16 protein-coding genes and 1 pseudogene are annotated in these 24,142 nt (G+C 61.6%); 15 read left to right on the top strand and 2 right to left on the bottom strand.

Going from position 1 to position 24,142, the window contains the following annotated elements; genetic code table 11:
* Nucleotides 1-53: 53 nt before the first annotated feature.
* From hydA to WJM78_RS10255, 4 genes are all read left to right on the top strand, one after another.
* Entirely contained in the window at nt 54-1,505 is a 1,452-nt protein-coding gene (hydA, locus tag WJM78_RS10270; RefSeq protein WP_339015520.1) for a dihydropyrimidinase, read from the top strand.
* A 95-nt stretch (nt 1,506-1,600) separates the two neighbouring features.
* A complete protein-coding gene (gene arcC, locus WJM78_RS10265; RefSeq protein WP_042037628.1) occupies nt 1,601-2,533 on the top strand; it encodes a carbamate kinase in 933 nt (310 codons plus the stop codon).
* 223 nt (nt 2,534-2,756) lie between these two features.
* A complete protein-coding gene (locus tag WJM78_RS10260) occupies nt 2,757-3,680 on the top strand; it encodes a DMT family transporter (RefSeq protein ID WP_339015517.1) in 924 nt (307 codons plus the stop codon).
* A 167-nt stretch (nt 3,681-3,847) separates the two neighbouring features.
* Nucleotides 3,848-4,933, top strand: coding sequence for a calcium/sodium antiporter (locus WJM78_RS10255; protein WP_339015515.1), 1,086 nt, complete (start codon nt 3,848-3,850; stop codon nt 4,931-4,933).
* Nucleotides 4,934-5,040: 107 nt separating this feature from the next.
* Here WJM78_RS10255 and yqeB read toward each other — a convergent pair whose 3' ends face one another.
* The gene (gene yqeB, locus WJM78_RS10250) at nt 5,041-6,633 is read right to left on the bottom strand and encodes a selenium-dependent molybdenum cofactor biosynthesis protein YqeB (RefSeq protein ID WP_339015513.1); all 1,593 of its coding nucleotides are present in this window, start codon (nt 6,631-6,633) and stop codon (nt 5,041-5,043) included.
* Nucleotides 6,634-6,660: 27 nt separating this feature from the next.
* Entirely contained in the window at nt 6,661-7,515 is an 855-nt protein-coding gene (gene yqeC / locus WJM78_RS10245; protein ID WP_339015511.1) for a selenium cofactor biosynthesis protein YqeC, read from the bottom strand.
* On the opposite strand from yqeC, the gene mocA reads away from it, so the two are divergent.
* From mocA to xdhC, 11 genes and pseudogenes are all read left to right on the top strand, one after another.
* On the top strand, nt 7,508-8,146 hold the full coding sequence (gene mocA / locus WJM78_RS10240) for a molybdenum cofactor cytidylyltransferase (protein WP_339015509.1): 639 nt from the start codon (nt 7,508-7,510) through the stop codon (nt 8,144-8,146). The two genes, yqeC and mocA, sit on opposite strands and share 8 nt — an antisense overlap.
* 402 nt (nt 8,147-8,548) lie before the next feature.
* Entirely contained in the window at nt 8,549-11,659 is a 3,111-nt protein-coding gene (gene ygfK, locus WJM78_RS10235) for a putative selenate reductase subunit YgfK (RefSeq protein WP_339015507.1), read from the top strand.
* Between the two features lie 30 nt (nt 11,660-11,689).
* Nucleotides 11,690-13,018 (top strand): putative aminohydrolase SsnA, encoded by a 1,329-nt coding sequence (gene ssnA, locus WJM78_RS10230; RefSeq protein WP_339015505.1) that lies wholly within the window; start codon nt 11,690-11,692, stop codon nt 13,016-13,018.
* An 82-nt stretch (nt 13,019-13,100) separates the two neighbouring features.
* Nucleotides 13,101-13,877: a molybdopterin-dependent oxidoreductase FAD-binding subunit gene (gene ygfM / locus WJM78_RS10225; RefSeq protein WP_339015503.1), complete on the top strand. Its 777-nt coding sequence runs from the start codon at nt 13,101-13,103 to the stop codon at nt 13,875-13,877.
* Nucleotides 13,874-16,771 carry a molybdopterin-dependent oxidoreductase Mo/Fe-S-binding subunit gene (locus WJM78_RS10220; RefSeq protein ID WP_339015501.1) on the top strand — a complete coding sequence of 966 codons (2,898 nt, stop codon included), beginning with the start codon at nt 13,874-13,876 and terminating at the stop codon, nt 16,769-16,771. Before ygfM ends, WJM78_RS10220 begins: the two co-directional genes overlap by 4 nt.
* A 40-nt stretch (nt 16,772-16,811) precedes the next feature.
* Nucleotides 16,812-16,952 (top strand): annotated as a pseudogene (locus tag WJM78_RS10215) (xanthine permease XanP); the annotation flags it as partial.
* A 72-nt stretch (nt 16,953-17,024) separates the two neighbouring features.
* Nucleotides 17,025-18,341, top strand: a complete 1,317-nt coding sequence (guaD, locus tag WJM78_RS10210; RefSeq protein WP_339015499.1) for a guanine deaminase — start codon at nt 17,025-17,027, stop codon at nt 18,339-18,341.
* A gap of 398 nt (nt 18,342-18,739) precedes the next feature.
* On the top strand, nt 18,740-20,041 hold the full coding sequence (locus WJM78_RS10205) for an NCS2 family permease (protein WP_339015828.1): 1,302 nt from the start codon (nt 18,740-18,742) through the stop codon (nt 20,039-20,041).
* 306 nt (nt 20,042-20,347) lie between these two features.
* Nucleotides 20,348-22,666 (top strand): xanthine dehydrogenase molybdenum-binding subunit XdhA, encoded by a 2,319-nt coding sequence (gene xdhA / locus WJM78_RS10200; RefSeq protein WP_339015497.1) that lies wholly within the window; start codon nt 20,348-20,350, stop codon nt 22,664-22,666.
* The gene (gene xdhB, locus WJM78_RS10195) at nt 22,659-23,537 is read left to right on the top strand and encodes a xanthine dehydrogenase FAD-binding subunit XdhB (RefSeq protein ID WP_339015495.1); all 879 of its coding nucleotides are present in this window, start codon (nt 22,659-22,661) and stop codon (nt 23,535-23,537) included. The genes xdhA and xdhB overlap by 8 nt, the downstream gene beginning before the upstream one ends.
* Nucleotides 23,534-24,019, top strand: coding sequence for a xanthine dehydrogenase iron sulfur-binding subunit XdhC (gene xdhC / locus WJM78_RS10190; RefSeq protein ID WP_339015493.1), 486 nt, complete (start codon nt 23,534-23,536; stop codon nt 24,017-24,019). The genes xdhB and xdhC overlap by 4 nt, the downstream gene beginning before the upstream one ends.
* The last annotated feature ends 123 nt before the right edge of the window (nt 24,020-24,142 follow it).

Genomic DNA, 24,142 nt, shown 5'->3' with positions numbered 1-24,142 from the left:
TGGTCAGGCGGGGCCTTGGTGTTTGAAGCGATCTGAGGTTCGAGGTGGTGGGGATGAAACGGCTGATCAAAAACGGTGTGCTGGTCGATTCACAAGGGGAATATCGTCAGGATCTGCTGATCGAAAACGGGGTGATCCGCGCGCGCGCCGCCGATATCCAGCCCGATGGCGAGACCGAGGTGATCGATGCCAGCGGCTGTTACGTGATGCCGGGCGGCATCGATGTCCACACCCACTTCAATATCGATGTGGGCATCGCCCGCAGTTGCGATGACTTTTTCAGCGGTACCCGTGCCGCCGCCTGTGGTGGCACCACCACCATCGTCGATCACATGGGATTTGGCCCGGCGGGGTGCAATCTGCATCACCAGCTGGCCCGCTATCACGACTACGCCGCCGATCAGGCGGTGATCGACTACAGCTTTCACGGCGTGATCCAGCATGTGGATGACGCCATCCTTAATGAGATGGCCACCATGGTACAGGAGGAGGGGATAAGCAGCTTCAAGCTCTACCTCACCTACCAGTACAAGCTGGGGGACCATGACGTGCTGCGCGCCCTGGCCCGCCTCAAAGAGGTGGGGGCGCTCGCCACCGTCCACCCTGAGAACGATGCTGCCATCGCGGCGCGCCGTGCGGCCCTGTTGGCTGCGGGCCACCATGAACCCTGGTATCACCCGCAAAGCCGTCCGCTGGAGTGCGAGGCGGAGGCGATTGCCCGGATGATCAATCTGGCAGGGCTGGCGGGCAATGCGCCGCTCTATATCGTTCACCTCTCCAACGGCTTGGGGCTGGAGTATCTGAAACTGGCGCGCCGTCAGGGTCAGCCGGTCTGGGTAGAGACCTGCCCGCAATATCTGCTGCTCGATGACGCCTGCTACTACCGCGAAGACGGGGTCGACTTCCTGCTGAGCCCGCCGCTGCGCTCACGCCGCGAGCAGGACAAGCTGTGGGTCGGCGTCGCTGCGGGCGACATCGATACGGTAGCGACCGATCACTGCAACTTCTCCCACGCCCAGCGCATGACCCTATCAGGCGGCGATTTTAGCCGCTGCCCCAACGGTTTGCCCGGGGTCGAGAACCGGATGCTGCTGCTGTTTGCCCACGGGGTGCTCGGTGGGCGCATCTCGCCGTCGCGCTTCGTGGCGCTCACCAGCGCCAATTCGGCGCGCCTGTTTGGCCTCTGGCCGCGCAAGGGCAACCTGCAGCCGGGGTCTGACGCCGATCTGGTGCTGATGGATCCCCGTGGTGAGACCCAAATCCGCCACGCCGCACTGCACGATAACGGCGACTACAGCCCCTACGAGGGGATGCGCTGTTCCGGCCGGATCAGGATGACCCTGAGTCGCGGCGAGATAGTGGCCCGCGACGGCGAATTTACCGGGCAACGGGGGCATGGCCGCTTTCTGGCCCGGGCACCTTTTGATCCGCAGCTGGTTGATCCGCTGCTGGGCAAAGCGGTCAGCGCGCCACCCCCTTGCGCCACGCAGTTGGTAACCCGTTAGGGCGGGGGCCGTTTGCCACGGCACAAAAAGCAGCGATAGAGCGAACAATCGGGCCGGTATGACGCCGGCCAACCCTCATCATCGGAGAGCACAAGATGAAACAGCGTATCGTACTGGCCCTGGGGGGCAACGCTCTGGGCAACAACCTGCCCGAGCAGATGAAGGCGGTGCAGAGCACGGCGCACACCATCGCCGACCTGATTGCCCAAGGGCACGAGGTGGTGGTCACCCACGGCAACGGGCCGCAGGTGGGGATGATCCAGCAGGCGTTCGAGGTGGCGGCCCGCCACGACCCCAAGTCCCCCCATCTGCCCATGTCGGTCTGCGTGGCCCTGAGTCAGGGTTATATCGGTTATGACCTGCAAAACGCCCTGCGCGAGGCGCTGCTTGCTCGCGGCATCCACAAGCCGGTCGCCACTCTGGTGACGCAAGTTGAGGTGGATAAAAACGATCCCGCCTTCCTCGACCCCAGCAAGCCCATCGGCGGTTTTTTCAGCAAGGAGGAGGCCGAGGTACTGATGGCCAAGGGGGAGCGGCTCAAAGAGGATGCCGGTCGCGGTTATCGCCGGGTGGTGGCCTCCCCCAAACCCATCGACATCATCGAAAAAGAGACAGTCGCTGCCATGCTGGCCGCCGGTCAGGTGGTGATCACAGTCGGTGGTGGCGGCATTCCGGTGCTGCGGGAGGGGAACCACCTGCGCGGCGTCAGTGCGGTGATCGACAAGGATTGGGCCAGTGCCAAGCTGGCGGAACTGATCGACGCTGACATGCTGATCATCCTCACCGCGGTAGAGAAGGTCGCCATCAACTTCGGCAAGCCCGATGTGCAGTGGCTCGATACCCTGAGCGTGGCCGATGCCAACAGCTTTATCGCCCAGGGGCAGTTTGCCAAGGGCTCCATGTTGCCCAAGGTGGAGGCAGCGCTCTCGTTCGCCACCTCCCTGCCTGGGCGAAAATCCCTGATCACCCTGCTGGAGAAGGCGGCCGAGGGGATCGCCGGCAAGACAGGTACCCTGATCAGCCTGTAGTGTGCTGCGCGATGGCGGGTTGATAGACAGGGGGCCTTGGCCCCCTGCTGTTTTTGGCAAGGGCGCTGCCGTGGCTGAGGCCGATTTGCCCGCAGGCTATTTGTCCGTAGGCTATTTGCCCATAGATCGTGGGCAGCCCGCGAGCACAGGGGTAAGATGGCCACCCCGAGAAAGGGTGACCAACTGAACAAAAGGCGAAAGGCAGAGCAATGCGTGGTACGAAATGAGCACAAAGATCAATATGGCGGCGCTGGGGGGGCTGGTCCTGCTCACCGCTATTTGGAGTTACAGCTGGATCGTGATGAAGCAGGTGATGCTCTACGCGGGGGCATTCGAGTTCACAGCCCTGCGCTGCCTGTGCGGTTCTCTGGTGTTGTTGCTGGTATTGACCCTGCGCGGGCGCCGTTATCTCAGGCCTACTCCATTTCGCTATACCCTGGCCATCGCCCTGTTCCAGACCTGCGGCATGGTGGGGTTGGCCCAGTGGGCTCTTATCAGCGGCGGGGCGGGCAAGGTGGCCATTTTGAGCTACACCATGCCGTTCTGGGTGGTGATCTTCGCGGCGCTCTTTCTCGGTGAGCGGATGCGCAAGTTGCACTATCTGGCGGTCGGGGTGGCCGCCTGCGGGCTGCTATTGGTGATCCAGCCCTGGCTGCTGCACCTTGAATCCCTCAAGAGCGCGCTGCTGGGGATCGCGTCTGGCATCTGCTGGGGGATCAGCGCCATCATCGCCAAGCGGATGTATGCCCGCTACCCCGAGGTGGATCTGATGTCCCTCACCACCTGGCAGATGATCTACGCAACCATAGTGATGGCACTGGTGGCGGCGCTGGTGCCGGAGCGGCCCATCGACTGGCAGCCTTATGTGTTTGGTGCACTCGCCTACAGCGCCATCTTCGCCACCGCGCTGGCCTGGAGCCTCTGGCTGTTTGTGCTGAAAAAATTGCCGGCGGGGATTGCCAGCCTCAGCACCTTGGCGGTGCCTGTGACCGGTGTACTGCTCTCCTGGTGGCTGCTCGGCGAAAGCCCGGGGCCGGTGGAGGGCAGCGGCATCGCACTCATCGTGCTGGCGCTGTTGGTGATCAGCCGCAAGGGCAAGCGCTCCGTGGTGTCGGTGGCGGGGGCAACCCGCGTCAAGCTGGTGTGACGGTCGCGGCGGCGAGGGCCTCTTGCAGGTAAATGACCGGCCACTCAACAGAGCCCGAGACAGGGGCACAAGGCCCAGTTACAATGGCGAAAGATAGTTGTGCAGGCGCGCAGGCATCTGATTTGAAATGATAATTTCAAGGACTTTAACTGCAAGGATGAAACCGTATGATGACGTTGTTGTGGTTGGCCATGGGCCTGGTGTGTCTGGTGGTGGGAGCTGAATACCTGGTGCGGGGGGCATCACGCCTTGCCACCATGATGGGCATCTCCCCGTTGGTGGTGGGATTGACCATAGTGGCCTTTGGTACCAGTGCCCCTGAATTGGCGGTGAGCATTCAGTCGGGCCTCGAGGGGCAGGCGGGGATCGCCGTGGGTAACGTGGTCGGCAGCAATATCTTCAACGTGCTGTTTATTCTCGGCGTCTCGGCCTTGATCGTGCCGCTGGTGGTTTCACAGCAGTTGGTGCGTTTCGATGTGCCCTTGATGATAGCCGTATCGCTGCTGGTGCTGATGTTTGGTTGGGATGGCCGTATCTCTTTCTTCGAAGGTGCCTTGCTGTTTGCCGGTATCCTTGCTTACACCGTCTTTCTGTTTGTCCAGAGCCGCCGTGAAACCAAGGCAGTGCAGGCCGAGTATGAGCAGGAGTTTGGCCAAAAAGAGCCGGTGACTTCAGCCAGCTTGCCCCGCAATCTGCTCTTTATCGTGGCAGGCTTGGCGCTGTTGATCCTGGGCTCCCGGCTGCTGGTCGGCAGCGCGGTAGAGATTGCCCACTACTTCGGGGTCAGCGATCTGGTGATTGGCCTGACCATAGTGGCAGCCGGTACCTCGCTGCCGGAAGTGGTGACCTCCATCGTCGCGGCCCTGCGCGGTGAGCGTGATATCGCGGTGGGTAACGTGGTAGGCAGCAATATTTTCAATATTCTCTGCGTACTGGGGCTTACTTCCATGGTGACGCCAGGGGGACTTGAGGTGTCGGCCACCGCCCTGCAGTTCGATATTCCGGTGATGATTGCGGTGGCGATCGCCTGCCTGCCCATCTTCTTTACCGGTTACACCATCGCCCGCTGGGAAGGGGCGTTGTTTCTGGCTTTTTACATCGGTTACACCACTTGGCTTATCCTCCAAGCCACATCCAATCCGCTGCAAAGCCAGTTCAGTGCGGCGCTGATCGGCTTTGTGCTACCCCTGACGGCGATTACCCTGGCTGTGCTGGCGTTTCGTGCCTGGCGTCAGCAGCGGGTCATGCCGTGATATACGTTTGAGCGCAGTAACGTGACAGGCCGAAAAAAGCCCCACCATCACTGTGGGGCTTTCTCTTTGTGTGGCGGGTTGCGAGTCAGCAACTCGTGGCTCATCCCTTATCTACGCTTGGCCAAGTGCATCATGGCCTCCAGTACGGCGCCACCGATGGCGCGGGCCTTGTCAGAGACAGTCGTCGCATCGGCGCGCTCGCCGCGGGGGTCGATATCGCCGATCTTGAAGCCGACCGGCACCTCGATGCCATCGCTGAGCAGCCCCCGCACCATGCCCGAGAGCGGCGCTATGATGGGGGCATCCCCCACATGGGCAATCACATCGCCCTCCTGCACCAGATCGCCGAGCTTGATAGTGCTCTTCATCACCCCGGGGGCGGGGGCGCGCACCACCCGGCGGGCGGAGTGCCCCTCGATCACCCCGGGAATGCCGGTGTTGGGCTGGGCGGGGCCCTGATAGATGACCCGTCCCAGATGGTGGCCGCGGTTGGTCTCGATCACTGCATCGCAGTCGCGCCCCGCCTCAAAGCCCGGGCCGAGGGCCACAGTGATGGGGGCCATCTCCTTGTGAGTGCCGAGGTTCTGCTTGGCCAGGATGGCATCCACCAGATAGCGGGGCTTGAGCTCACTCAGGGTTGCGCAGTCGGGGTCAACCAGCAGCGGGATAATGCCCCTATCCAGCTGCTCGAACGCCTGCTCGACGCTCTCGACCCGCTTGGCGCGCACCCCTTCGACGCTGGTTTCACCGTCAAACATCCCTTGCGCGAAGGCGACGGTGCGGCGGATCACGGTAGGCTTGTCGAGATCCAGCATCACCACTTTGAAGCCCGCATTGTGCAGCCGCAGCGCCACCCCGGTGGCGATGTCGCCGGAGCCGCGCATCACCACCAGCTGATCCCGCTTGAGGCGCACATCGTCCTGCATCAGGCCACCTGTCTTGCCGTTTTTCACTTGCAAGAGTTCGGCGAGGATGCTGATGGCGATCTCCTCGGGGGTCTCGGCACCTATGTTGTAGCCGATGGGAGCGTGCAAGCGCTGCAGTTGCTCCTGACTCACCCCTTGCTGGCGCAGGGCCTGGGTGAAGGTCTGTACCTTGCGCTTGCTGGCGAGCAGCCCCAGATAGGCGAGGGGACGGGTGATGAGCCGATCCAGCGCCTCCTTGTCCTGATGGTTGGTGGCGATGATGACGAAGTTGGCGGGCTCGATGGCCAGCGCCTCGATCACCGCGCTGATGGAGTCGGCCTGCTTGAGATGGGTGCCAGCGGGGAAGTGGTCGGGGTTGAGGCTCCCTTCAAAACAGTCGCCCACATGGATATCAAAGCCGAGCGGCGCGGCGGCATGGGCCAGCGCCCGGTTGACGTGACCGGCGCCAATCAATACCAGATGGGGGCGCAGACCGTAGACATCGATATAGACCGACATGGCGCCGCCGCAATCCGACCCCACCGCATGTTCGCCGTTGCGGGCCATCCGGCCGTGGAAGATGCGCGGCTTGCGCTCGGCAATGGCGGCCACCGCCTCTTCGATCACCAGCCGCTCTATCATGCCCCCGCCTATGGTGCCGAGGATCTGGCCATCGGCCATCACCAGCATCTGGGCCTGATGGCGGGGGGTGGAGCCACGGCTCTCGATGATCTGGGCAATGGCGAACGGGGTGTTGGCTTGTTCCAGTCGGGCTGCGTGTGAAAAAAGATTCATAAGGTACCTCATTTCATCCTTAACGGGTCAGGCGCGCGGTGACGCCACCAGTTCGCCATCCAGAGGGGCCTGGCGCACCACATGACGAATGGCGATAGGCTCGCGCACCGCCCCCTGCCAGATGGCGTGGAGCTCGGGGTGACGGGCCAGCAGCCTTATCAACTGCGGCTGCCATGACGCCTCATTTTGATAATCGCCATTGATAAACCAGATCCGCCGCGCCCTGGCCGGGGTGCCCTTGAACATCCCCTGAGGGTGGGATATGAGCCGGTCAAACAGCGTCCAATCCAGCGGCTCACCGGCTGTAATCCCGCACAGGGCCTGGAGCTCGGCCCAGCGGTGGATCTGCTGCGGGTCTGCCTTGGCCCCCACCATGGCGCCACCCACCAGGGCGATCACCCAGTCGCTGCTCAGGGGAATGCAAGGTTCGTGCAAAGCGGGCACTTTCAATAACTTGTGATGGGCGCCGTCTGCCTCTACCAGGATGAGATCGAAGCGCTGCTGCCCCTTGAGCAGATCGATCTGCTCGGGTGTCAGGCCTGCCACCTTGCCGCTGGTCCGATCGATATGGCTGAACAGGGCGACCAGGGTGGGGCCATCGGGCACTTGCTGGCAGCGGGTAAGCTGGCGGACGGGGTCGGCTTCCAGGATCAATTCCCGATAGTGTGACTGGGCTGGCAGAAACATCCGGGTGGTGGTGGTAATTAACACCCTTTTACCCTGCTGATAAAAATATTCGGCCAGCCAGAACAGGGTGCTGGTTTTGCCGCCTGCGCCACATAGGCTAATTAAGGTAGTACGGCTATCTATATTTTCGGTGAGCGGGTTTAATAGCGTGTCAATATCAGGAAAGGCACGCTGGACAGGTGAGGTAATGGGCATGGCAACGACCGATTCAAATAAGGGCGCAAGCAGTGAACAGCACTGTCATTCCAGAGCGAGATGCGACTGCATAATAACGGCAGCCGGCCTCTCGTCGCGAATGGGCGCGTGGAAACTGATGCTACCGTATCGCCAGAGCACGATTCTTGATGAAAGTCTCAAAAATGCCCTCGCTTTCTGTGATCGGATTATTCTGGTGGTGGGGCATAGGGGTGACGAGCTGAAGGCACGCTATGCTGACAGACCCGAGATCCTGCTGGTGGAAAACCATGATTATGCACAGGGGCTCGGCAGCTCCATCCGGCTGGCATTGGCGGCCAGCAGCAGCGACTATCTCTTCATCTCCCACGGCGATCTGCCCTGCATTCCCCTCGATGTCTACCAGAGGCTCTGGCAGGCACGGGGCCCCCACACACTTTTCCCCCGCTATCAGGGAGAGTCAGGGCACCCGGTGTTGCTGCCATCATCGCTTGGCAAGGCGCTGGCCGAGGCACCTGTTCAGGGCTCCATCCGCCGCTGGCTGATGGCACATCCCCATCGCTTCGTCGAGGCACACAGTGACGCCATCCTGCTGGATGTGGACACCCAGGAGCGTTATCAGGCACTGCTGCGGGCAGACGGCGCGGGCTGAGCCTGGCTGTCTGGAATGCATAATTATGAAACTCTGAGCCAGGGCTAACAGGGCTTTTTTGCCGGTATGGTGGCAGACATTATCACCCTGCATGGCCTGATAAAGGCAGGCGTCACGAGATTATCAAACTGATATTCAATCCCGCTAACGTGAGACTTTCTCAGCATCTGGCGCTCTTACAATGTTATTAATTCACGTTATTGATAGCCACTCTCATCCCCGAGGCCGGTATTGCAAGTCGATACATCATTAATTCGAGGTGCCTCACGCTTTTACGCTCACAAATTTAAATGTGCCAGCACTGGCCTGATTGTTGCTCTTGTCTGTTTCAAGGGGTTGCCTTGTGAATGAACCCCATTTATTCACCCAGTCAATGAGCAAAGCCGCAGCAAGGAGATCACCATGGGCGATATTATGCGACCCGTTCCGTTCAAGAACCTTCTGACCCGTATTTTCGCGGAATATAAAGAGAGTCAGAGCATTTTCGGTATTCCCGCCGCGCAATTCTATCGCAAGCAGGACGCGCGCAAGATCACTGTGTTCGGTGAAACCTGCGAAACCCCCATAGGCCCGGCGGCTGGCCCCCATACCCAGCTGGCCCAGAATATCGTCACTTCCTGGTTGACCGGCGGGCGCTTTATCGAGCTCAAGACGGTGCAGATCCTGGACCGTCTCGAACTGGCAAAGCCCTGCATTGATGCCGAAGACGAGTGCTTCAACACCGAGTGGTCTACCGAGTTCACCCTGCCCAAGGCATTTGACGAGTACCTGAAAGCCTGGTTTGCCCTCTATCTGCTGGAAGAGGTGTTTGACCCGCGCCTTGAGGGGGAGGCCAAGTCCTTCATCTTCAACATGAGCGTGGGGTACAACCTCGATGGCATCAAACAGCCGCCAATGCAGCAGTTCATCCACAGCCTGAAGGATGCAAGCAGCAGCCCGCAATTTGCCGAGTATCAGCAGGTGGTGCGCGAGCTGGTGGCCGACCCGCAGTTTATCGCCGATCTGGGACTGGGGGAGCGCCGCAGCCGCCTGCAACAACTGGCGGATCGCATTCCGGCCGATCTGGTGCACGGCGTTACCCTTTCTACCATGCATGGCTGCCCGCCCAACGAGATCGAGGCCATCTGCCGCTACATGCTGGAAGATAAGGGGCTCAACACCTTCGTCAAACTGAACCCGACCCTGCTGGGCTACCCGCGGGTACGCGAGATCCTCGATACCTGCGGCTTTGATTACATTGGTCTGAGCGAAGCGTCGTTCGATCACGACCTCAAGCTGGATCAGGCCAAGGCCATGTTGACCCGCCTGCTGGCGCTGGGGGCCGAGAAGGGGCTCACCTTCGGGGTCAAGCTCACCAACACCCTGGGCACCATCAACCGCAAGGGGGCGCTGCCGGGTGATGAGATGTACATGTCCGGCCGCGCGCTGTTCCCGCTCTCCATCAACGTGGCTGCTGTGCTGTCCCGCGCCTTCGATGGCAAGTTGCCCATCTCCTACTCGGGCGGTGCCAGCAAGTTCAATATCGCGGAGATCTTCGAGACCGGTATTCGCCCCATCACCATGGCCACCGACCTGCTCAAACCGGGTGGCTACCTGCGCCAGATCGAGTGCCTCAAAGAGATCGACGCTTCCGATAGCTGGGGCATGAGTCAGGTGGATGTGGCCAAGCTGGAAGCGCTTGCCGCCAAGGCGCTGACTATGGATTACACCCAGAAGGAGTGGAAGTCCGACGATCGCATCGAAGTGGGTGGCGGCCTGCCGCTGACCGACTGCTACGTAGCGCCCTGCGTCACCGCCTGCGCCGTGCATCAGGATATCCCCGAGTACATTCGTCTGATGGGCGAGGGGGAGTATGTGGCTGCGCTGGAACTCATCTATCAGCGCAACGCCTTGCCCGCCATCACCGGCCATATTTGCGATCACCAGTGCCAGTACAACTGCACTCGTCTGGATTACGACAGCCCGCTCAATATCCGCGAGCTCAAGAAGGTCGCGCTGGAGCGCGGCTGGGAAGGGTACAAGGCGCGCTGGCACAAGCCGGCAGGCAGCGGTGACAAGCACCCGGTTGCGGTGATTGGCGCAGGCCCTGCCGGTCTCTCCGCCGGTTACTTCCTGGCCCGTGCCGGTCATCCGGTCACCGTGTTCGAGCGCGAAGCGGATGCCGGTGGCGTGGTCAAACACATCATCCCCGAGTTCCGTATTCCGGCCGAGCTTATCCAGCACGATATCGACTTTGTCGCCGCCCACGGGGTCAAGTTCGAGTTTGACTGCGATCCGGCGCTCACCATCGACAAGCTGCACGCCCAGGGCTTTACCTATGTCTTCGTCGGCATCGGCGCCGACAAGAATGGCGGCATGCGTCTCGAAGGGGGTCATGATCGGGTCTACAAGTCATTCAACTTCCTGCGCAGCTTCAATCAGGGCAAACCGCTGCCGCTGGGCCGCCATGTGGCGGTGATCGGCGCTGGCAACACCGCCATGGACTGCGCCCGCGCCGCCCTCAAGGTGCCGGGTGTGAGCGATGTGACCGTGATCTACCGTCGCAGCGAAAAAGAGATGCCCGCCTATCGCGAGGAGGTTCTGGAAGCGGTGGAGGATGGGGTGCGTTTTTGCTTCCTCACCAATCCGGAGCGCTTTGACAAAGATGGCAAGCTTGTCGTGCGGATGATGGCGTTGGGGGATCCTGACGAGCAGGGCCGCCGCCGTCCGGTGCCCACCGAGCAGACCGAAGTGATGCAGATGGATGCGCTGATCACCGCCATCGGCGAGCAGCCAGACTGCGAAGTACTGAAAGCAATGGGCATTCCCCTGGGCAGCGATGGTTGGCCAGAGGTGGATAGCCAGAGCGGCGAGACCAGTCGTCGCAACGTCTTCCTGATTGGTGATGTGCAGAGCGGCCCATCCTCCATCGTCGGTGCCATCGGCGGTGCCCGTCGCGCCGCGGATCGGGTGCTCTCTCGCGAGCATATCGCTGGCAGCCATGCCGAGGTATCTGTCCAGCCGTCGGGCAAGGATGAGATCTACCGCCGCAAGGGGAGCATCGCCGTCACCATGGTCGACAAGGGCGAGCGGGAGGCCTTTGTGGCGCAAGAGGCGCACCGCTGCCTCGAGTGCAACTACCTCTGCAGCAAGTGCGTGGACGTCTGCCCCAACCGGGCCAACGTCGCCATCGCGGTGCCGGGCTTCAAGGACGAGTTTCAGACCCTGCACCTGGATGCCTACTGCAACGAGTGTGGTAACTGCGCCCAGTTCTGCCCGTGGCAGGGCAAGCCCTATCAGGACAAGGTCACCATCTTCAGCCTGCCCGAGGACTTCGACAACAGCCGCAACCCCGGTTTCTATCTGGCTGACGGTGGCGAACTGCGGGTGCGTCAGGGTGGCGAGACCTATCGCCTGACCATAGACGCCCAGAGCCGGATCAAGGATGCCCCCGAGGCCCTCGGCGACATGTGCCGCATCATCAGCCATGTCCACGCCCATCACCACTACCTGCTGGGGGCCGTTGAGGCCTGAGCGAACAACGAATAAGCGAAGGAGCACACCATGTTTATTCTGAAAAACGTCACCGCCGTCCAGCTGGAGCCGACTCTGGTACTGGAAGGGGTGGATATCGCCATCGAAGGATCGCTTATCAAAGCGGTGGGGCCCAATCTGCGGGCCCTCTACCCACAGGCCAACTATCGGGAGATGGGAGGCAAGCTGGTGATGCCGGGCATCGTCTGTGCCCACAACCACTTCTACTCCGGCCTGTCGCGGGGGATCATGGCCAACATCGCCCCCTGCCCGGACTTTATCTCCACCCTGAAAAACCTCTGGTGGCGGCTCGATCGGGCGCTCGATGAAGAGTCCCTCTACTACAGCGGCCTCATCTGCTCGCTGGAAGCGATCAAGAGCGGCTGCAGCGCGGTGATCGACCACCACGCCTCGCCCAACTTCATCAAGGGCTCGTTGAATGTATTGCGCAAAGGGTTTGTGGAGGCGGGTCTGCGCGGCATGACCTGCTTCGAGACCACGGATCGCAACGGCGGCCTCGCCGAGCTGCAGGCCGGGGTGGAGGAGAACATCCTGTTCGCCCAGCAGATCGATGCGGCCAAGGCCAAGGGGAACGAACCCTATCTGGTGGAGGCCCACATCGGCGCTCACGCTCCCTTCACCGTGCCCGACGAAGGGCTGGCCATGCTGCGCGAAGCGGTGCAGGTTACCGGTCGTGGTCTGCATATCCATGTGGCGGAAGACCGCTACGACATGGCTCACGGCCACCACCACTATGGCAAGGAGCCCATCGCCCGGCTGGACGAGTTTGGTCTTATCGACAGCAAATCCCTGGTGGCCCACGGCATCTACCTGAGCCCGTCCGACATCGAACTGCTCAACAGCCGCGATGCCTTCCTGGTGCACAACGCCCGCTCCAACATGAACAACCACGTGGGCTACAACATGCACCTGCCGGAGTATCGCAATCTGGCGCTCGGCACCGACGGTATCGGCTCCGACATGCTCGAAGAGCTCAAGTTTGCCTACTTCAAGCACAAGGATGCCGGCGGCGCGCTGTGGCCCGACAGCTTTGCCCGCTTCCTGTGGAACGGCAACACCCTGCTGGAGCGCAACTTCGGCGCCAAATTTGGCCGGCTGGAGCCGGGCTACAAAGCCGACCTCACCATCTGCGACTACGACTCACCAACCCCGCTGGCACCGCGCAACCTCGCAGGCCATCTCGCCTTCGGCATGGGTTCTGCCAGCGTCAACAGCGTGATGGTGGAGGGGCGCATGGTCTATCAGGACCGCGAGTTCCCGTTCGATGTCGCACCCCTTTATGAGCAGGCCCGCAAGGTGGCGAGCCGCCTGTGGCAACGGATGGATCAGCTGGCCTAAGGCCACCTTCCACCGTTTTGGACCGGATTGCCCGCCCAGTGGATTCACCGCCGGCGGCGGGCAGCAAGAGTAAGGACGACACATGATTGAGCAATTCTTCCGACCCGAACAACTGGGTCAGGCTTTGGAACTCAAGGCCAGCTTCGGCAACGACGCCGTCTACATGGGGGGCGGCAGCAAGCTTAACGCCGCGCCGACCCGCACCGACAAGAAGGTCGCCATCTCGCTGGACAAGCTCGGGCTTGGCCAGATTGAGCAGCAGCAGGGCCAGCTCCATATCGGCGCCACCGTTACCCTGCAAGCCTTGAAAGAGGATCCCCGCACCCCGGCCGCACTGTGCGAGGCGTTGGGGTTTGTCTACTCCCGCCATGTGCGCAATCAGGCCACCGTCGGTGGCGAGATTGCCTGCCAGTTGCAGGACTCCCCGCTGCTGCCGGTACTGCTGGTGCTTGAAGCGGTCGTCGTTCTGGAGAACAACCTGCTGCAACCCATCGACGCCTATCTGGCAGGCCAGCGCAATGCCCTGGTGCTGGGGATTGTGTTGCCGGAGCCTGACTTGCGCTGTGCCACTCGCCGCATCAGCCGCAACGCCGATGGCCTTGCCGTGATGACCGCCGCGGTAGCCCTCGATGCCCTTGGCGAAAAGCGGGTGGCCGTCGCTGGCGTCACCCCGCAGCCAATGCGTCTGCGGGATGTGGAGCGCCGCTCCCTGCACGATGCCGCGCTGGAGGCTGCCGTGAGCGAGCTGATTTCGCCCCGTGAGGATCTGGCGGGCAGCATAAGTTACAAGCGGTATATCACCGGCGTGGTGGTGGCGGATCTGCTGGTGGACTGCCAGCAGCAGGAGGTGCAAGCATGATGGAACTCAACTTTACCCTGAACGGTGCCCTGCGCACCGTCATCTGCAAGGCCGGTGATAACGCCCAAATGGTGCTGTTCAGCCAGTGCCGGATGCACTCGGTGCGCAACAGCGACGACGGCTTCGGTTTTGCAGGCTCTGACGCCATTTTCTTCAACGGCAAGGTGATCAACGCCTCCCTGCTGATCGCCGCCCAGCTGGATGGATCAGAAGTGCGCACCGCCGAGTCGCTGGGCAGCTGGGATCGCTTAAGTCTGGTGCAGCAGGCGATGGTGGATGTAGGTGTGGTGCAGTCCGGCTACAACGATCCGGCCGCGGCGCTGATCGTCACCGACCTGCTTGATCGCCATCCCGATCCCACCCGTGATCAAATCGACGATGCCCTCTCGGGCCTGTTTCACCGCGATGGCGGTTATCAACAGTTCTATCAGGCCATCGAGCTGGCCTGCTCACGGATGAAGAACCCGGATTATCTGTGCCAGATCGCCCCGGAGTTTCGTGACGACCTGCGCCATATCGGCAAGAGCTGCCCGAAAGTGGACGCCGCCAAGATGGTGCAGGCCAAGCCCTGCTACGTGGAAGACAGGGTTACCGACGATGCGCTGATCATCAAGATGCTGCGCAGTCCCCATCCCCATGCGGTGATCACCAAACTCGATGTGAGCCGCGCGCAAGCGCTGCCGGGTATGGTGCATGTCATTACCCATCTCAACTGCCCGGATGTGTTTTACACCCCGGGTGGCCAGAGCGCCCCCGAGCCGTCACCGCTCGATCGCCGCATGTTTAGCCGCAAGGTACGCCACGTTGGGGACCGGGTTGCCGCCGTGGTGGCTGAGAGCGAAGCAGTGGCGCTGGCTGCCCTGAAACTCATCGAGGTCGAGTATCAGGTATTGCCTTCGGTCATGAACATTGACGAGGCGATGGCCCCCAATGCACCACTGGTGCATGACGAGCCCATCCTCTACATGGCGGGTGCGCCAGCGGATCTGGAGCAGCAGAACGCCTGCTCGGTACGCCGTGGCGACGAGCACATGATCATCAACTTCCCCATCGGCTCCCGCCCGCACGAGAACATCGCCGCCAGCGTCCATGGTCAGATTGGTGACGTGGTCAAAGGTTTCGCCGAGGCAGACGAGATTGTCGAGCGTACCTACGAGTCGACCCAGGCCCAGCAGTGCCCGACCGAGCCGCACATCTGCTTTACCTACATGGATGGGGATCGTCTGGTCATTCACGCCTCCACTCAGGTGCCCTGGCACGTGCGCCGTCAGGTGGCACGCATCGTCGGCCTCAAGCAGCATCAGGTGCATGTGATCAAGGAGCGGGTAGGGGGCGGCTTTGGCTCCAAGCAGGATATCCTGCTGGAAGAGGTGTGCGCCTGGGCGACCAGGGTCACCGGTCGTCCGGTCACCTTCCGCTACACCCGTGAAGAGGAGTTCATCAGCAACACCTCCCGCCACGTGGCCAAGGTGAAGGTGAAAGTGGGGGCCAAAAAAGATGGCACCATTACCGCCATCGAGATGGATTTTCGTGCCAACACAGGCCCTTACGGCAACCACTCATTGACAGTGCCGAGCAACGGCCCGGCGCTCTCTTTGCCGCTCTATCCGTGCGACAACGTGCGCTTTACCGTCAACACCTACTACAGCAACATCTGCCCGACCGGGGCCTATCAGGGTTACGGCGCGCCCAAGGGTAACTTCGCGCTGACCATGGCCATTGCCGAACTGGCGGAGAAACTGGGCATCGATCAGCTCGACATGGTGGAGCACAACCGGGTGCACGAAGGGGATATCCTCAAGGTGCTGGGGGCCATCGGTGAGGGCAAGATGCCTACTTCTGTGCCCCACGCCGCCAGTTGCGCTCTTGAGCCCATTCTCAAACAGGGTCGGGAGCTTATCGCCTGGGATAGCCCCAAACCCGCCGACGGGGATTGGCGTATCGGTCGTGGCGTCGCCATCATCATGCAAAAGTCGGGGATCCCCGATATCGATCAGGCCAACTGCATGGTCAAGCTGGAATCGGACGGCACCTTTATCGTCCACTCCGGTGGCGCCGATATCGGCACTGGCCTCGATACCGTGGTGGCCAAGCTGACCGCCGAGGTGCTGGGTTGCCCGCTCAGCGATGTGCATGTGATCTCCGGCGACACCGATCACGCCCTGTTCGACAAGGGGGCCTACGCTTCGTCAGGTACCTGCTTCTCCGGCAACGCGGCCAAGATGGCGGCCGAGAACCTCAAGGCGAAGATCCTGCTGCACGGCGCCGCCATGCTGGGGGAACCGGTGGAGGATGTTGAACTGGCGTTCCCGGGCTTGGTGCGCGGCAAGCTGGGGGAGGTGAGCCTCGCCAAGCTGGCCCACAAGGCGGAGACCGGTACCGGCTTCGGCATTCTGGTGGGCACCGCCAGCTACATCACCTCGGAACTGGCCTTCCCGTATGGCGCTAATTTCGCCGAGGTGGCGGTCAACGTCAGAACCGGCCAGATCCGTCTCGACAAGTTCTACGCCCTGCTCGATTGCGGCACGCCTATCAACCCGGAGCTGGCCCTCGGCCAGATCTACGGGGCGACCATGCGGGCCATCGGCCACACCATGACCGAAGAGATCTGCTACGACAGCAAGGGCATCCCGCTCACCCGGGATCTGAAGAGCTATGGCGCGCCCAAGATTGGCGACATTCCGCGCGATTTTCGGGCCTTCCTGGTGCCGAGTGATGACAAGGTTGGCCCCTACGGCGCCAAGTCCATCTCGGAGATCGGGGTGAACGGTGCGGCACCTGCCATCGCCACCGCCATCCACGACGCCTGCGGTGTCTGGCTGCGCAAGTGGCACTTCACGCCGGAGCAGATCCTGCGCGAACTGGGCAAGCTGGAGCACAAAGTGTCTGCATAACAAAGAAAAGGTGAGGGGCGGGCGCAAGCTCGCCCCCAGCACCTGGCTGCAGGTAAACCGTTATGACCCCATAGGATCGGGCCTGCTTTCCATCCAGTCGGTCAACTTCTCCTTCGTGACCGTGATGATCGCCCTGGGCGGTGCCATGAAGAAAGATGGCCTGCACGAGGAGCTGATCGTGCCTCAAGTCGATCGCACCTGATTGTTAAAGCCACAAGAACGTCAACAGAACAAAAGAAACAGGGACACGGTTATGAAAAACGACAACTCTGTCAAAGCGGTGCGCGGCAGTTTCTTCGACATCACCCGGGTGGTGGATCAACCCGAGGCGATTGAGGCCAACGCCCGTCTGGTCGAGGATGGGCTGCTGATCATTCGCAACGGCTGCATCGACTGGTTCGGTGAGTGGGAGGAGGGCAAGGAGCGTATTCCGGCCGAGGTGCGGGTGCGGGATTATCGCGGCAAGATGATAGTGCCGGGCTTTGTCGATACCCACATTCACTATCCCCAGAGCGAGATGGTGGGGGCCTACGGCGAGCAGCTGCTGGAGTGGCTTAACAGTCACACCTTCCCGGCCGAGCGGCGCTACAACGATCTCGAATATGCCCGCGAGATGTCCACCTTCTTTATCAAGCAGCTGCTGCGCAACGGCACCACCACGGCGCTGGTGTTCGGCACCGTTCACCCCGAGTCGGTGGATGCCCTGTTCGAGGCGGCCAGTCGCATCAATATGCGGATGATCGCCGGCAAGGTGATGATGGATCGCAACGCGCCAGATTATCTGCTCGATACAGCCGAGAGCAGTTATGAGCAGAGCAAGCAGCTTATCGAGCGCTGGCACGGCAATGGTCGCCTGCTTTATGCCATCACACCACGATTTGCACCTACCTCGACACCCGAGCAGCTGACGATGGCGCGGCGACTGCGCGAAGAGTTTCCCACCACCTATCTGCACACCCATCTGTGCGAGAACAAGGAGGAGATCGCCTGGGTCAAATCTCTGTTCCCGGCGCACAAGGGTTATCTAGACGTTTATCACCAGCACGGGCTGACCGGCCACAACTGCGTGTTTGCCCACTGCGTCCATCTGGAAGAGCAGGAGTGGGATTGCCTGAAGGAGACTGGCTCCACCATCGCCTTTTGCCCCACCTCCAACCTCTATCTCGGTAGTGGCCTGTTCAAGCTGCACAAGGCGTGGCGCAAGCAGATAAAGGTGGGGATGGGCACCGACATCGGTGCGGGCACCACCTTCAACATGCTGCAGACCCTCAACGAGGCTTACAAGGTGATGCAGTTGCAAGGGGAGCGGCTCTCCGCCTATCAGGCTTTCTATCTGGCCACCCTGGGCGGCGCCCATGCGCTGGGGCTGGATGAGAAGATCGGCAGCTTTGCGCTGGGCAAGGAGGCGGATTTCGTGGTGCTCGACCCGGTCGCCACCCCGCTACAGCAGCTGCGTTATGACAACTCCACCACCCTGCGGGACAAGCTCTTTGTGCTGCTGACGTTGGGGGATGACAGATCCATCTACCGCACTTATGTGGATGGCCAACTGGTGCACGAACGGGGGTAGGGGATGGAGGGGCTGCCACGGCGTAGCCCCGAGGATACGGTGGCTGGCGTGCCCACAGGGAGGCCAACACCCAAGTAAGAGCGGGGCACGTTTCCCCGCAACAGAAGGTGAAATGGCCCAGTTTTTTTGATCAGCAAGGCAAACGTTTGAGTCAAGGCTGCCTGCCCTGGTCTGTCTGTCGCACTCTCTGCCGCCCTCGCCTGTTTTTCACCAGACTGGCGCTCGGCAGACCCGCAGATCCTGTCGCCATTTCGTCATGGAACATTCAGGCGCGTGTGAAGGAGTTGGGTATGACCCAAGCAAACAGCAGGACAAACAGCGTGGAACCGCTGGTCAATGATGACGCCGGCAAGAGCGCATCGCAGCAACAGCCGATCACGGCTCTTGATCGCTACTTTATGATCAGCGAGCGGGGCAGCAACGTCAGACAGGAGGTGCTGGCGGGGCTCACCACTTTCCTTGCCATGGTCTACTCGGTGATCGTGGTGCCGGGTATGCTTGGCAAGGCGGGCTTTCCCCCCGGCGCCGTGTTTGTCGCCACCTGTCTGGTGGCAGGCTTTGGTTCGCTGCTGATGGGGCTCTGGGCCAAGCTGCCGATGGCCATCGGCTGCGCCATTTCGCTCACCGCCTTTACCGCCTTCAGCCTGGTGCTGGGGCAGCATATCCCCATTCCGGTGGCGCTGGGCGCCGTCTTCCTGATGGGGGTACTCTTTACCGCCATCTCGGTGACCGGGGTGCGTAGCTGGATCCTCGACAACCTGCCGATGGGGATTGCCCACGGCACCGGCATCGGGATCGGTCTCTTCTTGCTGCTGATTGCCGCCAACGGGGTGGGGTTGGTCATCAAGAATCCGTTGGAGGGGCTACCGGTGGCACTGGGGGCCTTTACCTCGATGCCGGTCATCATGTCCCTCATCGGCCTTGCGGTGATTGTCGGGCTGGAGAAGCTGAAAGTACCGGGCGGGATCCTGCTGGTGATCATCGCCATCTCCCTCTTCGGCCTCATCTTCGATCCGGCGGTGACCTATCAGGGGCTGTTCGCCCTGCCGAGCCTATCGGACGAGCAGGGCAAGTCCCTCATCTTCAGTCTGGACATCATGGGGGCCCTCTCGCCGCTAGTGCTGCCCAGCGTGCTGGCGTTGGTGATGACGGCGGTGTTTGATGCCACCGGCACCATACGGGCGGTGGCGGGACAGGCCAACTTGCTTGATAAAGATGGTCACATCATCAACAGCGGCAAGGCGCTCAGTGCCGACTCCCTCAGCAGTATCTTCTCCGGCCTGGTGGGGGCGGCGCCGGCTGCCGTCTATATCGAATCGGCAGCGGGCACGGCAGCGGGTGGCAAAACCGGCCTGACCGCCACCGTGGTCGGCGGCCTGTTCCTGTTGATGCTGTTCCTCTCGCCGCTCTCCTATCTGGTGCCGGCCTATGCCACTGCGCCGGCCCTGATGTATGTGGGGCTGCTGATGCTGAGCAACGTCACCAAGCTCGACTTCGATGACTTTGTCGGCGCCATGTCCGGCCTGCTGTGCGCCGTCTTTATCGTGCTCACCTGCAATATCGTTACCGGCATCATGCTGGGCTTCAGCGCCCTGGTGATTGGCCGCATCTGCTCCAACGAGTGGCGCAAGCTCAATCCGGGCACCGTCATCATTGCCCTGGCGCTGGTGCTCTTCTACGCCGGTGGCTGGGCCATCTAGTCCAGGGGGCTGGTGTCATTACGGGAGTCTCATCGGGGGGGACCGACAGGTGGCCCCCGATGCTTTTCAGGCGCGGCAGGTACCATTTTGATAATGGGGATTACCAGATTGATAACGGGTCGTATGCCAGCGGTTGGATGTGCATGAAAAATCGGCAATCCGGCCGCGCCATCAGCCTGGCCGGGGTGCCGGATGGGATCTTCTTCACACTTATCCTCATCGCTGGCCTGCCTACGTGAAACAGGCGCATATCTTGCTGTTTTTTATGCCGGTTCCAGATTTTTCCCTTCGAAAAAGGACTTGCATATGTCCATAGGATTACCGCTCAAGCGGGTGGATGCCGAGGCCAAGGTGACCGGCAGCGCCCGCTATACCGATGACAACATCATGCTCGGGATGCGCCACGCCAAGTACGTGAGAAGCAAGATCGCCCACGGCAAGGTGATCGCCATCGATGCCACCGAGGCGCTGGCGCTGCACGGGGTTGCAGCCGTGTTTACCCATGAAGATGTGCCGACCACCTGTTTTCGCACCGCCGGCCACGCCTGGTCCCTTGATGAGACCAAACGGGATGTGAAAGACCGCCGTCTGCTCACCGACCATGTGCGGCACTTCGGCGATGGCGTCGCCATAGTCGTGGCCCGCGATCCGCTGGTTGCCGAAAAAGCGGCCTCGCTGGTCAAGGTGACGTACGAGCCGTTGCCGGTGATGACAGATGCCGAGAGCGCGTTGGCCGACGGTGCCTATCCCATCCACCCGAGCGGCAACCTGCTGCGCCAGAGCCAGCTTCGCGCCAATGACCCGGAACAGGCCATTGCTGCCGCCGATCTGCAGTTTCAGGCACACTACCGGACGCCAGTGGTGCAGCACTGCCATCTGGAGACGGTGACCTGCTATGCCTACATGGATCAGCCGGACCACATCATCGTCGTCTCCAGTACCCAGATCCCCCAGATAGTGCGCAGTCGGGTGGCCAAGTCTCTCGGTCTGCCCTGGTCCAGTGTGCGGGTGATCAAGCCCTATATGGGCGGCGGTTTTGGTAACAAGCAGGATGTGCTGGAAGAGCCGATGGCGGCGTTTCTGAGCTACCAGCTCGGCGGCGTACCGGTCAAGGTGACCTTGAGTCGGGAGGAGTGCTTCTTCGCTTCCCGCACCCGCCACGGCTTTGCCATCGACGGCAAGATGGGCCTCAACCGCGACGGCACCCTCAAGGGCTATCAGCTCGGCGTGCTCTCCAACACCGGCGGGTATGCCTCTCACGGCCACTCCATCGCCAGCGCCGGTGGCAACAAGATAAGCTACCTCTATCCGCGCAGCGCTTTTGGTTATGACGCCAAAACCTTCTACAGCAACCTGCCCACCGCCGGTGCCATGCGCGGTTACGGTGCGCCCCAGGTGATTTTTGCCCTCGAATGCATGCTGGATGACGCCTGCGTCGAGTTGGGTCTCGACCCGCTCGATGTGCGCATCGCCAACGTGGCGCGGGAAGGGGATGTCAATCAGGTCAACCAGAAGACCCTCTACAGCGCCGGGCTACCCGAGTGTCTGCTGCGTGGTCGCGAGATGTTTGAGTGGGATCGGCTCAAGGCCGAGTGTCTGGGGCAGGAACCTGCAAGCCGGGTGCGACGTGGCATCGGGGTCGCCTGTTTCAGCTACGGCTCCAACACCTATCCGGTGGGGGTCGAAATTGCGGGGGCCCGCATGCTGCTCAATCAGGATGGCACCGTCAATCTTCAGATCGGCGCCACCGAGATAGGGCAGGGATCGGATACCGTCTTTGCCCAGATGGCGGCCCAGACCCTGGGGATCCCGTTTGAGCAGATCCGGGTCATCTCGACTCAGGATACCGACATCACCGCCTACGATCCGGGCTCGTTCGCCTCACGCCAGAGTTATGTGGCGGCCCCTGCCATCCATCAGGCGGCGCTGCAACTGCGGGCCCGCATTTTGTCGCTGGCAGCCCAGCTCTGTCATCAGGATGTGGGATCGCTCACCCTGATCGACGGCTACGTGGTGCTGGCCGGCGCACCGGACAAGGTGCTGATCAGCGTGGCCGAGGTGTCGGTCAACGCCTATTACCACCTCACCATTGGCGGCCAGATCACCGCGGAGGTCTCCCACAAGACCACCACCAACCCGCCCAGTTTCGGCTGTACCTTTGTCGATCTCAGCGTTGATATCGATCTCTGCAAGGTCACCCTCAATCGCATCATCAACCTGCACGATGCGGGCAAGATCCTCAATCCACAGTTGGCGGAGGGGCAGGTGCATGGCGGCATGGGGATGGGGATCGGCTGGTCGCTGTTCGAGGAGATGATCATCGACGCCAAGACTGGCGTGGTGCGCAACCCCAACCTGCTCGACTACAAGTTTCCCACCATGCTGGATTTGCCAGAGCTTGAGTGCGACTTCGTGCAGACCTATGAACCCCAGTCGGTTTATGGCCACAAATCACTGGGGGAGCCGCCCATCATCTCCCCCGGCCCCGCCATTCGTAACGCCATTCGCATGGCGACCGGCGTCGCCATCAACGAGCTGCCCATCACCCCCAAGACCCTGTTTCGGGAGTTTGTCGCGGCGGGTCTGATTACCGAGGGATCACGGGAGGAGCAACGCCATGTTTGATATTGCCCGTTACTACAAGGCCCACAGCGTGGCCGAGGCCGTTGCCCTGCGCCAGGCAGACCCCGAGGCGCGTCTGTTGGCCGGTGGCACCGATGTGATGATCCAGCTGCATCACCTCAACCCTGCCTATCGCCATATCGTCGATATTCACGACCTGCCCGAGCTCAAAGGGGTGAGCGAGCTGGCTGATGGATCGATCCGCATCGGCTCTGGCACCACCTTTACCGAGATCATCGAAAACGAGCTGGTGCAGCGCCGCCTGCCGATGCTGGCAGAAGCGGCCGCCACCATAGCCGGTCCGCAGATCCGCAACGTCGCCACCTATGGCGGCAACATCTGCAACGGCGCCACCAGTGCCGACTCGGCAGCGCCCACAGTGGCACTGGAAGCCGAGCTGGAGATCGCCGGGCCCAATGGCACGCGCCGTATCCCCATCGCCGGATTTCACACAGGCCCCGGTAAGGTAGCGCTGCAACCGTCGGATATTCTGGTGGCGTTTCATTTTGCCCCGGATACGCACCCCCATGTGGGCTCCCACTACTTCAAATACGCCATGCGCGGTGCCATGGATATCGCCACCATCGGCTGCGCCGCCTACTGCCAGATTGAGGATGGCCACTTCAAGCGCCTGCGGCTGGCCTACGGGGTGGCGGCACCGACCCCGATCCGAACGCCGCATGCGGAGGCGGCAGCCGAGGGACAACCCCTGACCCGGGCGACGCTGGCGGCCATTGCCGAGGCGGTGGTGGCCGATGTGGCGCCGCGCTCCTCCTGGCGGGCAGAGAAAGCCTTTCGCCTGCACCTTATCAAAACCTTGGCGCAGCGGGTGGTCGCCTGCGCTGTCGAACGTGCCGGAGGCAAGATCCTATGATGCAACCGCAAACCTGTCCCACTGTTGCGATCCAGTGCGAGATCAACGGCAAGCCTTACTCCTATGCGGTGTCGCCCACCATGTCGCTGCTCTACTTCCTGCGCGGGCAGGGGCTGATCAGTGTGAAAGAGGGGTGCAGAGTCGGCGAGTGCGGTGCCTGTACCGTGCGGGTGGATGGCATCGCCATCGACAGCTGCCTCTATCTCGCGGTATGGGCCGATGGCAAGTCCATTCGTACCGTGGAGGGGGAGCGGCAAGGCAACCAGCTCTCCGATGTGCAGCAGGCCTTCATCGACGAGGGGGCTGTGCAGTGCGGTTTTTGCACCCCAGGGCTCGTGATGGCGAGCGCGGCTTTACTCGACAAGACAGATCGCCGCCCGCTGACCGATGCGGAGATCCGCCGCGGCCTTTCGGGCAATCTCTGCCGCTGCACCGGTTATCAGAACGTGGTGCGGGCGGTGAAAAAGTGCTGCAAGGGGTAGGGTGAGATTAGCGCCCCGAACACCCTGTGCGGGGCGGCTATGTTGGGGACATGCCTGCTCCCGATATAACCGCCAGCAAGGCGGCATCTGGCGGCCATGCAAACAAAGGAGAGGGGGGCCTGG

Origin of the sequence: Aeromonas popoffii (assembly GCF_037818705.1) — a bacterium.
Taxonomy (GTDB): domain Bacteria; phylum Pseudomonadota; class Gammaproteobacteria; order Enterobacterales; family Aeromonadaceae; genus Aeromonas; species Aeromonas popoffii.
This window is presented reverse-complemented; position numbering and strand designations above follow the sequence as displayed.

Excerpts from the sequence above, each read along its gene's own strand:
- arcC (WP_042037628.1), top strand. The coding sequence starts at position 1,601 with ATGAAACAGCGTATCGTACTGGCCCTGGGGGGCAACGCTCTGGGCAAC.
- yqeC (WP_339015511.1), bottom strand. The coding sequence starts at position 7,515 with ATGCCCATTACCTCACCTGTCCAGCGTGCCTTTCCTGATATTGACACG.
- guaD (WP_339015499.1), top strand. The coding sequence starts at position 17,025 with ATGAAAAACGACAACTCTGTCAAAGCGGTGCGCGGCAGTTTCTTCGAC.
- xdhB (WP_339015495.1), top strand. The coding sequence starts at position 22,659 with ATGTTTGATATTGCCCGTTACTACAAGGCCCACAGCGTGGCCGAGGCC.
- ssnA (WP_339015505.1), top strand. The coding sequence starts at position 11,690 with ATGTTTATTCTGAAAAACGTCACCGCCGTCCAGCTGGAGCCGACTCTG.
- WJM78_RS10220 (WP_339015501.1), top strand. The coding sequence starts at position 13,874 with ATGATGGAACTCAACTTTACCCTGAACGGTGCCCTGCGCACCGTCATC.
- WJM78_RS10205 (WP_339015828.1), top strand. The coding sequence starts at position 18,740 with ATGATCAGCGAGCGGGGCAGCAACGTCAGACAGGAGGTGCTGGCGGGG.
- ygfK (WP_339015507.1), top strand. The coding sequence starts at position 8,549 with ATGGGCGATATTATGCGACCCGTTCCGTTCAAGAACCTTCTGACCCGT.
- hydA (WP_339015520.1), top strand. The coding sequence starts at position 54 with ATGAAACGGCTGATCAAAAACGGTGTGCTGGTCGATTCACAAGGGGAA.
- xdhC (WP_339015493.1), top strand. The coding sequence starts at position 23,534 with ATGATGCAACCGCAAACCTGTCCCACTGTTGCGATCCAGTGCGAGATC.
- xdhA (WP_339015497.1), top strand. The coding sequence starts at position 20,348 with ATGTCCATAGGATTACCGCTCAAGCGGGTGGATGCCGAGGCCAAGGTG.
- yqeB (WP_339015513.1), bottom strand. The coding sequence starts at position 6,633 with ATGAATCTTTTTTCACACGCAGCCCGACTGGAACAAGCCAACACCCCG.
- WJM78_RS10260 (WP_339015517.1), top strand. The coding sequence starts at position 2,757 with ATGAGCACAAAGATCAATATGGCGGCGCTGGGGGGGCTGGTCCTGCTC.
- WJM78_RS10255 (WP_339015515.1), top strand. The coding sequence starts at position 3,848 with ATGATGACGTTGTTGTGGTTGGCCATGGGCCTGGTGTGTCTGGTGGTG.
- mocA (WP_339015509.1), top strand. The coding sequence starts at position 7,508 with ATGGGCATGGCAACGACCGATTCAAATAAGGGCGCAAGCAGTGAACAG.
- ygfM (WP_339015503.1), top strand. The coding sequence starts at position 13,101 with ATGATTGAGCAATTCTTCCGACCCGAACAACTGGGTCAGGCTTTGGAA.